An 11825-nucleotide genomic window follows, 5' to 3' on the forward strand; every position below is an offset into this window, starting at 1 on the left:
GGGGCGGACAGACAACCCGGCGGTCAACCGCTGAGTTGCCCTGCCGGATAAAAAGAGCGTTCCCGCCGGGAACCCCGGGCGGCGGAACTGCCAAAGGAGAGCTTATGCGCAACATTGCCCTGAAACTCATGTACAACGGCACCGCCTACCACGGGTGGCAGGTGCAGAAGAACGCGGTTACCGTCTGCGGGACCCTGGAGAAGGCCATTGCTGACATCTGCGGCGGCCCGGTACACCTCACCGGCTGCGGACGCACCGACGCCGGTGTCCACGCGGAGCACTACATCGCCAACTTCCGCACGGAGAGCCGCATTCCCATGGACCGGCTCCCCTTCGCCGTCAACACCCACACGCCGGAGGACATCGCGGTGAAGGAGGCCTTCGAGGTGGCGGAGGACTTCAACGCCATCGGCTCCTGCATCAAGAAGGAGTACACCTACCGCATCTACAACTCCCGGTTCAAGAACCCATTTTACGTCAACCGGGCCTACTTCTATCCCAAGCACCTGGACGAGGAATTCCTGAACCGGGCAGCGGGGATGTTCGTGGGCACCCACGACTTCGCGGCGGTGCGTTCCGTGGGCACGGAGACGAAGTCCACTGTCCGCACCATCTATTACTGTGACGTGACCCGGAACGGAGATCTGCTGGAATTGAAGGTCTGCGCCAACGGCTTTTTGTATAACATGGTACGGGCCATCACCGGCACCGTGCTGTACGCGGCGGAGGGCAAGTTCACCCCGGAGGACATCCCCGGCATTCTGGAGCGGGGGGACCGCACCGCCGCCGGTCCCACGGTGCCGCCGGGGGGACTGTACCTGACAAGACTTTGGTATGAGGATGAACGGCTCAATGGCTGATACGACGAACGACATCTGGAACGACAACGACGGGGAAGAGGACGAGGCTCCCCGGAAGGGCGGACGGCTGCGCCGCTTTGGGATCTTCTTTCTGGTGCTGGCGGCGGTGCTGGGCGTGGTGCTCGTGGCCGCGTACCGGGACGGCACCGGCTTTGACGCCCTGCGGCGGCTGTGTTCCTACGGCAGCGGAGAGGAGAGCACTGCTGAGGCCCAGTACGACTACGACGCCTCCGACAGCAACCGCTTTGCCGTCCTGGGGGATTCCCTGGTGGTGCTCTCCGACACAAAGCTGCAGGTCCTGGCGCGGGGCGGAGAGGAGATCTGGTCCACATCCGTGCGGATGAGCGCCCCTGCCCTGGAGACGGGCGGCGGCCGGGCTGTGGCTTACGACGTGGGGGGCACAGAGCTGTATGTGGTGGACGAGGGGGGCGAGATCCTCACGCTCACCGCACCGGAGGACGCCCCCTATTTCTCCGCCCGGCTGAATGAAGACGGTTGGCTGGCTGTGACCACAGAACTGCCGGGCTACAAGGGCGGCGTCACCGCTTATAACAGCCAGGGGACGGAGGTGTTTTCACTCACCGCGTCGGACCGGTTTGTCATCGACGCCCGGGTGACAGATGACGATAACACTCTGGCGGTGGTGACCTTAGGCCAGGAGAACAGCGTGTTCGTCAGCAACATGGTACTTTACAGCCTGGAGACGGCAGGAAATGTAGACCCGGCGGCCGACTACGATGTGACCGACGGTCTGGTGGCTGCCGTCGGAGAGCAGGACGGCCAGCTGGTGACGGTGTCCGACACCTGCCTGACCTACGCGTCCCCGGCCGGGGAGGTGCGCGCTACCTACTCCTATGCCGGCAGCTATCTGCGGGAATACGACTTGCACGGGGACGGCTTCACCGCCCTGCTGCTGAACCGGTACAAGTCCGGCGGTGTGGGCCGGTTGGTGACGGTGGACACGGACGGGCAGGAGATCGCCGCCCTGGACGTGAACGAGGAGATCCTCAGCATCTCCGCTGCCGGACGGTATCTGGCGGTGCTGTATATGGACAGCGTGGTGATCTACACAGAGGAGCTGGAGATCTATGCTCAGCTGGAGGGCACGGACTACGCCCGGTCGGTTCTGATGCGCCAGGATGGCTCCGCCCTGCTGCTGGCGGCAGAGAGCGCCCACCTGTTCCTGCCTTGAGTGGGAAACATTGATCTTGGAATTCACAAAACGTTTACGAGCAAAAAGGTAGGCAAGCATGACAACACCTGTTATAATAGACGTGATTATGGCTGTGGTTTTGATCGCTGCGGTCATCTACGGTGCCCACAGGGGCCTTTTCCGGGCCCTGGCGGGATTGGCGGTGGTGATCGTGGCCCTGGTGGGGGCGGCCATCATCGCAAATACCCTGGCCGCCCCGGCGGCCCGTCTGGTGACGCCCCTGATCCGGGAGCAAATCGAGACGAAGGTGGACGAGGCTATGGCCCGGCAGTCCCAGGAGGTCCAGATGCCGGAGGAGGACGTGGACGAGGGCTTCGCCATCGAGGACCTGCTGGCCCTGATGGGACTGGACGAGGACGTGCGGAACTCCCTGGCCAGCCAGACGCAGGAGAAGATCCAGGACACCGGCGTCTCCTTGGTCATGGCCGTGGTGGAGAGTCTGGCCCAGTCCATTCTCTATGCGGCGCTGTTCCTGGTCTCCTTCGTGGGACTGACGATCCTGCTGAAGCTGCTGATCCGGGCTATGGACCTGGTGCTGCAGCTGCCGGGGCTGCACCTGGTCAACTCCCTGGGCGGCGCCGTGATCGGCCTGATCGAGGGGGCCTTGGTGCTGTTTCTGGCCATCTGGGTTCTGCGGCGCTTCGGCGTCTCCTTTGAGACAGACACCGTCTCAGCCACCCATATTTTACGATTTTTTGCGACACACACACCCCTGAGCGCGCTGTCGCTTCTGCAATGACGAACGGGGCCGTTGCCCCGCCGGCGTCACGATTTCTGGAGGGATTTACACGATGCAGCCGACACTTTGTTCAAGATGCAAGAAGAACGTGGCCGTTGTCTTCATCTCCAAAATGGAGGGGGACAAGACCACCAACGAGGGCCTGTGCCTGAAATGCGCCAAGGAGCTGGGCCTGCCCCAGGTGGACGATATGATGAAGCGCATGGGCATTTCCGACGAGGATCTGGACACGCTCAACAATGAGATGCTCCAGGCCATGAGCGGCGTGGAGAATATCGAGGACCTGCCCGGCGGCGAGGACGCCGGGGAAGAGGAGGAAGAGGGCAAGACCGCCACCTTCCCCTTCCTGAACCGCCTGTTCTCCGGCGAGGCCGCCAAGGGCGGCGAGAGCGGCGGCCAGGAGGAAAGCGGTGCCCGAAGCCGGGAAAAGGAGCGCAAGGACCCTAAGAACGGCAAGCGCAAATATCTGGAGAACTACTGCATCTCCCTGACGCAGCGGGCCCAGGAGGGAAAGCTGGACCCGGTGATCGGCCGGGAGCAGGAGATCGAGCGGGTGGTGCAGATCCTGAACCGCCGCCAGAAGAACAACCCCTGCCTGATCGGTGAGCCCGGTGTGGGTAAGACCGCCATCGCGGAGGGGCTGGCCCAGCGGATCTCCAAGGGCGACGTGCCCTTCAAGCTGCGGAACAAGGAGGTCTATCTGCTGGATCTGACAGCTCTGGTGGCCGGCACCCAGTTCCGGGGCCAGTTCGAGAGCCGGATGAAGGGCCTTATCGACGAGGTGAAGCGCCTGGGGAACATTATTTTGATGATCGACGAGGTTCACAACATTGTGGGCGCCGGCGACGCCGAGGGCAGCATGAACGCCGCCAACATCCTGAAACCCGCCCTCTCCCGGGGCGAGATCCAGGTGATTGGCGCCACCACCTTCAACGAGTACCGCAAGTCCATCGAGAAGGACACCGCTCTGGAGCGGCGGTTCCAGCCGGTGACGGTGAACGAGCCCTCCATTGAGGACTCTGTGCAGATTCTCCAGGGCCTGGCCCCCAAGTATGAGCAGTACCACGGGGTGAAGATCTCTGAGGGGATCCTGCGTCAGGCGGTGCTGCTCAGTGAGCGGTACATCACCGACCGGTTCCTGCCGGACAAGGCCATCGACCTGATCGACGAGGCATGTTCCGACCTGAATCTGAAAGACCCGGATATCTCCCGCCGCATGGAGATTCAGCGGGAGCTGGACGACTATGAGAAAGAGCGCACCATGCTGGAGGAGCAGGAGGAGAAGGCCGAGGGCGACTACGCCCGCATGGCGGAGCTGAAGAGCAAGGAACTCCAGCTGAACACAGAGCTGAACAGTCTGCTGGAAAAGGGCGATCCACAGCTCTCCATGGAGAATCTGGCCCATGTTATCGAGCTGTGGACCAAAATCCCGGCGGCCAAGATCCGGGAGCAGGAGTTCCAGCGCCTGAGCCAGCTGGAAGTGCGGCTCAAGAGCCATATCATCGGCCAGGACGAGGCCGTGTCCGCCGTAGCCGCCGCGGTGCGGCGGAACCGGGTGGGCATCTCCCCCAAGCACAAGCCTGTCAGCTTCATCTTTGTGGGGCCCACCGGCGTGGGCAAGACAGAGCTGGTGAAGCAGCTGGCAACAGACCTCTTCAACACGCCGGATGCCTTGATCCGGCTGGATATGTCGGAGTTCATGGAGAAGCACTCCGTCTCCCGTCTGGTGGGCTCCCCTCCGGGCTACGTGGGGTATGACGAGGCGGGCCAGCTGACAGAGAAGATCCGCCGCAAGCCCTACGCCGTGGTCCTCTTCGACGAGATTGAGAAGGCCCATCCCGATGTGCTGAACATCCTTCTCCAGATCCTGGATGACGGCGAGATCACCGACGCCCACGGCCGCAAGGTGAACTTTGAGAATACCATCATCGTCATGACCTCCAACGCCGGCAGCGCCACCAAGGAGGGCACCGTGGGCTTCGGCCGCTCCGTGAACGAGCAGGACGCCGACCGGGCCATGAAGGCGCTCCAGCAGTTCCTGCGGCCGGAGTTCATCAACCGGGTGGACGCGGTCATTACCTTCAACCGCCTCAGCGAGGAGAACTTCCACGGCATCGCACGTATCATGCTGAACGAACTGGTGGGTTCCCTGAAGGAGAAAGGCATCACCTTCACCTACGACGACGCACTGGTGGAGCTTTTGACGAAGAAGTCCTACTCCCTGACCTACGGCGCCCGGAACCTGCGGCGCACCATCCAGAAGGAGCTGGAGGACCCCATGGCCACAAAGATCATCGACAGCTACGAGCATCCCATCACCCAGGTGAAGGCCACGGTGGAGGACGGTGCCATTCGGCTGTACACCCTGTGACCGGAGGAAGAGGAGAGGGAGGACCATGCTGTTTCGGAAGGATATGGATCCCCGCTGTGCCTACTGCCAGCGGGGCCAGCAGATCAACGAGCGGGAGGTGGCCTGCGTCAAGCGGGGCATCGTGGCGGTGGAGCACCACTGCCGGGCATTCAAATACGACCCCTTGAAGCGGGTGCCGCCCCGGCCGGCAGCGCTGGAGACTGAACGGCTGAAAGAGGAAGATTTTTCGCTGTAAGCAGCGTTCAGCACCCGCCTGGGGAAAATCCCCGGGCGGGCGCTGTCACAAATGGGAAGGAGAGGAGACATCATGGAAGTCAAGCGGATCTGCGCGGCGTACTGGAGCGCCACAGGCAACACAGACAAGACGGTGAACACCATCGCGGAGACCCTGGCGGAGAAGCTGGGCGTCCCTCTGGAGCGGAGGAACTTCACACGCCCGTCAGACCGGGCGGAGGATCTGTCTTTTACGGGGGGAGACCTGGTGGTGTTCGGTATGCCCACCTATGCGGGAAAGCTGCCCAACAAGATGCTGCCCTATGTCCAGCAGCAGATCCACGGGAACGGCGCCCTGGCGGTGGGGGTGGTCACCTTCGGCAACCGGTCCTACGACAACTCCCTGGCGGAGCTGTGCGCCGCGCTGGAGGCGGACGGCTTCCACACCGTGGCCGGGGGCGCCTTTGCGTGCCGCCACGCCTTTACGGACGTGCTGGCGGACGGCCGCCCGGACTGGGATGACAAGCGGCAGATGGGGGAGTTCGCGGCCCGCATTGCGGACAAGGTAAAAGACCTGACGGACATCCCTGCTCCGGTGGCCGTGCCGGGCGATGCGGCGGCGCCCTACTACGTGCCCAAGGGCACGGACGGCCAGCCCGTCAAGTTCCTGAAGGCCAAGCCCCAGACGGATTTGGGCAAGTGTACCGACTGCGGCGCCTGCGCCCGCCTGTGTCCCATGGGGGCCATCAATCCCTCCAACGTGGCGGAGGTGCCCGGCACCTGCATCAAGTGCCAGCGGTGCGTCCACAAGTGCACGAAGCACGCCAAGTACTTTGATGACCCGGCCTTTTTGTCCCACGTGGCCATGCTGGAGCAGAACTTCACAGAGCCCAAGGAGAATGAGGTGTATCTGTGAGGCGGTGGGTTCTTGCCTTTCTGATGGCGGTCACAGCCAACTGGGTTTCTCTGATCTATGCGTTTGGCCCGGTGAGCTGGCTCTTGACGACGATACTGCTTCTGGGGGAGTTCCTCTATTTTAATCTGCGGCCCATTGAGAAGAGCGGTGCGCCTACAAAGCGGATCTGGTATTTGAAAAGCGGCTGCGAATTGCTGCGCCTGTTTTTGATTACAGCTACGGTCACAGTCTTTGTGCAGATGGTATGGCTGTGGTGCCAGATTTCCATGATAACGCCGGAGAACAGCCTTGCCGCTGGAACAGCTGTTGCAGGTGCGGCTTTTGGTGTTCTCTGGGCTGTCTTGCTGGAGGCTATCGTCTTCTGGAACGGCATGATCCGGGTGTATCTCACCTCCGTCCAGCTGGGGCTGAAGCACCGGGTGCTGGCGGCCCTGTGCGGGTGGATCCCAATTCTCAACATCTGGTATCTGCGGAAGATTATCCGCATCACCGCCGACGAGGCGGAGTTCGAGACGGAGAAGTGGGAGCTGGACACCGCCCGGGCGGAGAGCGAGATCTGTAAGACGAAATACCCGATCCTTCTGGTCCACGGGGTGTTCTTCCGGGACTTCCGCTATGTCAACTACTGGGGCCGCATTCCCAAGGAGCTCCAGCGCAACGGCGCAACAGTGCACTACGGACAGCAGCAGTCCGCCGCCGCGGTGGAGGACAGTGGGCGGGAGCTGGCGGACCGTATCCGGCAGATCCTGGCGGAGACCGGCTGTGAGAAGGTGAACATCATTGCCCACTCCAAGGGGGGACTGGACAGCCGGGCCGCCATCGCCCACGCTGGATGTGCCCCCTGTGTGGCCAGCCTCACCACCATCAACACGCCCCACCGGGGCTGCATCTTTGCCGAATATCTGCTGAAGAAGATCCCTGCAGCGGCTCGGCAGAAGATCGCAGATACCTACAACGCCGCCCTGAAGCGGCTGGGGGATGAGGCCCCGGACTTCCTGGCGGCGGTGACAGATCTGACCGCCTCTGCCTGCGAGGCCAGGAACGCGGCTACCCCGGACGCCCCCGGCGTCTTTTACCAGAGCGTCATGTCCTATTGCAGAAAGGCCCAGCACGGCAAGTTCCCTCTGAACATGACCTATCCCATCGTCAAGCACTTTGATGGATTGAACGACGGGCTGGTGGCGGTGGACTCCGCCAAATGGGGCGATCAGTTCACCCTGCTGGAGCCAAGGGGGCACCGGGGCATCTCACACGGGGATGTGGTGGATCTGAATCGGGAGAACATTCCCGGCTTCGACGTCCGGGAGTTCTATGTCTCCCTGGTAGCGGATCTGAAAAACAGAGGCTTTTGAGCGGAAAAAAGCGGAGCGTCACAGGGACGCTCCGCTTTCGTGTTCCGTGGTGTCTTTTATGGTGGGGGCCACCGGTTCCACAAGGGGATCCGCCGCCCCGCCATCCTCTGTGGTGTCATCTGCGGGGGAACAATAGGTTTTGTACAGCGCCACATGGTCGTAGATGGCCCGCCAGGAGCTGTAAGCGTCTGCCGTCACACAGATATAGCGTCTGCCGTCCGCTGTTTCGCCGCAGCTGGCGGCGCAGTTGCCGGACTCCACCACATAGCCGGTCTTGGCGCCGGTGACCTCAATGCCGCCGGTATCCTTGTCCTCGATCCGCCGCAGGAACCAATTGGAGAGGATCTGCCCCTCCGGGTGGTCCGCAGTGGGGAGAGTCTCATAGGTCCGGGCCCCCAGCACCTCCCGGCACAGGTCGTTGTCCATGGCCGCCTCCAGGATCACCGCCATGTCGGAGACCGTGCACTTGTGGGCCTCGTCATACAGTCCCACACAGTTGGTGAAGTGGGCGGTGTCCGCGATGCCAAGCTCCTCCAGCTTTTCGTTCATCAGCGCCACGAACGCCTCCTGGGAGCCCGCCACATAAGTGGCCAGCCCCAGCGCCGCGTCCGCACCGGAGGAGAGGATGGTGCCGTAGAACAACTCACGCACCGGGACCGTTTCGTCAACCATCAGCCCCACCACGCTGCACCCGTTGACATAGCAGTAGTCGGTGATGTCGATGGTCATGGTGAAGGTGTCGTCCAGCTCCGCTTCTGTGATGTGCTCAGCGGCCACCAGAACCGTCAGGACCTTCGTCATGGAGGCGGGAGAGATCACAGTATCCGCGTTTTTCTCCGCCAGGACCGTCCGGGTGTCCAGGTCAACCAGGACCGCGCAGCGGCTGGGAAAGTCCTCTCCCAGCTGGATCGTGTCCGGGCCGGACACGGCCCTGGCATAGGGCTCCGGCGCAGGGGCGCTGGCGACGGATGTCACCTGAAAGGGCCGTTCGGCCTTAACCATCTCCGACGCAGGCTTTTCAATCAGCTGGGCTCCCACGGTCACCAGGCCTACACACAGAACGGCCAGCAGCCCGCAGGGCACCAGACGGCGAAGCAGCCGCCGCCGCTTTTCCCGCTGCTTCTTTCGGCGGGCCTCCGCCCGCTGGGCCCGCCGGGTGGCCCGCTCCTCGTCCGTGATAATGGGCTTGTACTCCTCGTCCATATCGGCGCTCCTATCTGAAAGGCGGGCCTGTCCGGCACCGCCGCAGTCTCGTACTCTTCATTATAACAGATGATGGAAGAAAATGCATCTCCTATTTTCCGGTTTGGCAGAGGGAATTTTATCCATCCGGCTTTTGACCCGTGAAAAACCGCTGTCAGGCCAAGTTGTTTTTGCATAGCCTGAGTGTAAGAACAACACTTGGAGGGGAGCGTATGGCTCAAGTTACCCATTTTTTCGCAGGCGCTAACAGCGGTGACGGCTTCCAGAACCTGTTTTCGGAGATCGTGGACCTGGAAGACACCTATGATCTGATGGTTTTGAAAGGCGGCCCCGGCGTGGGCAAGGCCACCTTCATGCGGGAGATCGGCCGAAGCATGGAGGAGGCCGGCACACCGGTGGAGTACTTATGGTGTTCCGGCGACCCGGATTCCTTGGACGGCGTGGTGCTGCCGGAGCTCCGCTGCGCCGTGGTGGATGGTACGTCGCCCCATGTGGTGGAGCCCCGGTACCCTGCGGCGGTGGACCGGTATGTGGACCTGGGGCGGTTTTACGACCTCACCGCCGCCAAGGCCGCGGCGGAGGAGGTGAAGGCTCATACCCGGGCCTACAAGGCCGCATATATCCGGGCCTATCACCATCTGAAGGCTGCCCGGCAGGTGGAGCTGGATGCAGTGGCGGCGGTGCGGAAGACCTTCGACCGGGAGAAGGCGGACCGCCGGACGGCGGGCATTCTCTCACGGGAGCTGCGCCGCCGGGGCGGTGAGGCGGGGAAGACCACCCGCCGCTTCCTGGGCAGTATTACCCACAAGGGGTACATCTGGCGGTTTGACAGTGTGGACGCCCTGTGCCCCAAGGTCTATGAGCTGGCGGACAGCTGGGAGCTGGCAGGGGAGATGCTTGCCCGGCTCCATCAGGCGGCGGCGGATAACGGCTGGGACACCATCGTCTGCTGTGCGCCGGAGGAGCCGGGGCGGATCGAGCACCTGCTGATCCCCGGACTGGGGCTGGCCTTCGTCACCTCCCGGCCCGGCATGGAGTACGGGCAGAAGCCCTTCCGCCGGGTGCGGCTGGACGCCATGACGGAACCTCAGGGCAAGGCCCGGCTACGGTTCCAGACCCGGATGGCGGCACTCCTGCGGGAGGAAGGGGCCGCGGCGCTGAAAGACGCCAAAGCCAACCACGATAAGCTGGAGGCAGTCTACAACCCCTACGTGGATTTCGACGGTGTCCGAACCCTGGCGGCGCTGGAGGCGGGGCGGCTTCTCAGCTGGCTGGGTTGAATCAGATCAGGATGCGGGCCCCGGCGGTATACCGCCGGGGCCTTGCCTTATGCGAACAGATGTGCTACAATACTGGAAGCGAAAACAGGGGCAAGACAGCCCCGGAGGGAACGGGATCATGACCAAGGAAGAAGCACTGAAAACCTATTACGGCTACGACGTCTTCCGGGGCGGCCAGGAGGCGGTCATCGACGCGCTGCTCTCTGGGCGGGATGCGCTGGCCATCATGCCCACCGGGGCGGGGAAGTCCGTCTGCTACCAAATCCCGGCCTTGCTGCTGCCGGGGATCACCCTGGTGGTCTCGCCTCTGGTGTCCCTGATGCGGGACCAGGTGACGCAGCTGGTGCAGATGGGCATCCCGGCGGCGTTTCTCAACAGCTCCCTGACCTTCCGCCAGTACCTGCTGGCCCTGGACCGGGCCAGGGCGGGGCGGTACAAGATCATCTACGTGGCCCCGGAGCGGCTGGAGACCGAGGGCTTCCAGGCCTTTGTGCGGGAGGCAGACATCTCCCTGGTGGCGGTGGACGAGGCCCACTGCATCTCCCAGTGGGGCCAGGATTTCCGGCCCTCCTATCTGAACATTCCCGCCTTTGTGGAGAGCCTGCCCCACCGGCCCCCGGTGGGAGCATTCACCGCCACCGCCACGCCGGACGTGAAGGCGGACATCCGCCGCTTGCTGGACCTGCGGGACCCGCTGGAGCTGACCACCGGCTTTGACCGGGAGAACCTGTATTTTGAGGTCCAGCAGCCTGCGGACAAGCGGGCGGCGCTGCTGGAGCTGGTGAAGGGCCGCCCCGGCAAGTGCGGCATCGTCTACTGTGCCACCCGGAAGAATGTGGAGGAGGTGTGCGACTTCCTCCGCCAGCGGGGGGTAGCCGCCGCCCGGTATCACGCTGGCCTGGCCCCAGAGGAGCGACAGAGGAACCAGGAGGACTTCCTCTACGACCGGGTGCAGGTGATGGTGGCCACCAACGCCTTCGGCATGGGCATCGACAAATCCGATGTCCGGTATGTTATCCACTACAATATGCCCAAGGACATGGAGAGCTACTACCAGGAGGCGGGCCGGGCGGGCCGGGACGGGGCGCCCTCCAGCTGCATCCTGTTGTACAGTGGCCAGGATGTGCGGACTAATGAGTTTCTCATCACCCACAGCGAGCCCCGGGAGGACTTGGATCCCCGGACGGCCGAGCAGCTGCGGGAGCGGGATCTGCAGCGGCTGCGGCAGATGACCGGCTACTGCCGGACACGCCGGTGTTTGCGGCAGTATATCCTGCACTACTTCGGCGAGCACGCGCCGGACACTTGCAGCGCCTGCTACAACTGCCTCCATAACTTCGAAGAGGTGGATGTCAGCCGGGACGCCAAGGCCATCGTGGCCTGCATTGCCAAAACCGGACAGCACTTCGGCGTGGGTGTCATCGCGGAGACCCTCTGCGGTGCGGACACGGAGCGGGTGCGGAAGTACCACATGGACCGGGAGGACACCTACGGCGCTTTGGGTCAGCTGACCCAGAAGGAGGTCCAGGAGCGCATCCGCTTCCTGCTGGACCAGGGCGTGCTGGAGCTGAGTCCGGGGCAGTATCCGGTGCTGCGGCTGACGGAGCGGGCGGAGGACGTGATGTACGGCGAATCGACGCTCCAGATGAAGACGCTGCGGGAGGACCGGTCCGCCCCG

At 63.2% G+C, this 11825-nt stretch carries 10 protein-coding genes; 9 read left to right on the top strand and 1 reads right to left on the bottom strand.

What is annotated here, in order from left to right:
- Positions 1 to 104: 104 nt before the first annotated feature.
- The 7 genes from truA to HMPREF1546_RS02545 all read left to right on the top strand — a co-directional run bounded on the left by truA (position 105) and on the right by HMPREF1546_RS02545 (position 7664).
- Positions 105 to 860 (top strand): tRNA pseudouridine(38-40) synthase TruA, encoded by a 756-nt coding sequence (gene truA / locus HMPREF1546_RS02515; RefSeq protein ID WP_021749422.1) that lies wholly within the window; start codon positions 105 to 107, stop codon positions 858 to 860.
- On the top strand, positions 853 to 2052 hold the full coding sequence (locus tag HMPREF1546_RS02520) for a DUF5711 family protein (protein WP_021749423.1): 1200 nt from the start codon (positions 853 to 855) through the stop codon (positions 2050 to 2052). The genes truA and HMPREF1546_RS02520 overlap by 8 nt, the downstream gene beginning before the upstream one ends.
- A 58-nt stretch (positions 2053 to 2110) precedes the next feature.
- On the top strand, positions 2111 to 2812 hold the full coding sequence (locus HMPREF1546_RS02525; protein ID WP_021749424.1) for a CvpA family protein: 702 nt from the start codon (positions 2111 to 2113) through the stop codon (positions 2810 to 2812).
- A 52-nt stretch (positions 2813 to 2864) separates the two neighbouring features.
- A complete protein-coding gene (locus HMPREF1546_RS02530) occupies positions 2865 to 5183 on the top strand; it encodes an ATP-dependent Clp protease ATP-binding subunit (RefSeq protein ID WP_021749425.1) in 2319 nt (772 codons plus the stop codon).
- 25 nt (positions 5184 to 5208) lie between these two features.
- Positions 5209 to 5418: a hypothetical protein gene (locus tag HMPREF1546_RS02535; protein WP_021749426.1), complete on the top strand. Its 210-nt coding sequence runs from the start codon at positions 5209 to 5211 to the stop codon at positions 5416 to 5418.
- 72 nt (positions 5419 to 5490) lie between these two features.
- The gene (locus HMPREF1546_RS02540) at positions 5491 to 6312 is read left to right on the top strand and encodes an EFR1 family ferrodoxin (protein WP_036630409.1); all 822 of its coding nucleotides are present in this window, start codon (positions 5491 to 5493) and stop codon (positions 6310 to 6312) included.
- Complete coding sequence (locus HMPREF1546_RS02545) at positions 6309 to 7664, top strand: triacylglycerol lipase (RefSeq protein ID WP_036630410.1); 1356 nt, start codon at positions 6309 to 6311, stop codon at positions 7662 to 7664. The genes HMPREF1546_RS02540 and HMPREF1546_RS02545 overlap by 4 nt, the downstream gene beginning before the upstream one ends.
- Before the next feature lie 18 nt (positions 7665 to 7682).
- Here the strand turns inward: HMPREF1546_RS02545 and HMPREF1546_RS02550 are convergent, their stop codons facing one another.
- Positions 7683 to 8867: a D-alanyl-D-alanine carboxypeptidase family protein gene (locus HMPREF1546_RS02550; RefSeq protein WP_021751650.1), complete on the bottom strand. Its 1185-nt coding sequence runs from the start codon at positions 8865 to 8867 to the stop codon at positions 7683 to 7685.
- A gap of 212 nt (positions 8868 to 9079) precedes the next feature.
- On the opposite strand from HMPREF1546_RS02550, the gene HMPREF1546_RS02555 reads away from it, so the two are divergent.
- Both HMPREF1546_RS02555 and HMPREF1546_RS02560 read left to right on the top strand, forming a co-directional pair.
- The gene (locus HMPREF1546_RS02555; RefSeq protein WP_021751652.1) at positions 9080 to 10147 is read left to right on the top strand and encodes a hypothetical protein; all 1068 of its coding nucleotides are present in this window, start codon (positions 9080 to 9082) and stop codon (positions 10145 to 10147) included.
- 118 nt (positions 10148 to 10265) lie between these two features.
- On the top strand, positions 10266 to 11825 hold a 1560-nt coding region (locus HMPREF1546_RS02560; protein ID WP_036636456.1), incomplete at its 3' end, for an ATP-dependent DNA helicase RecQ.

Origin of the sequence: Oscillibacter sp. KLE 1745 (assembly GCF_000469445.2) — a bacterium.
In the GTDB taxonomy this organism is placed as follows: Bacteria; Bacillota; Clostridia; order Oscillospirales; family Oscillospiraceae; genus Oscillibacter; species Oscillibacter welbionis.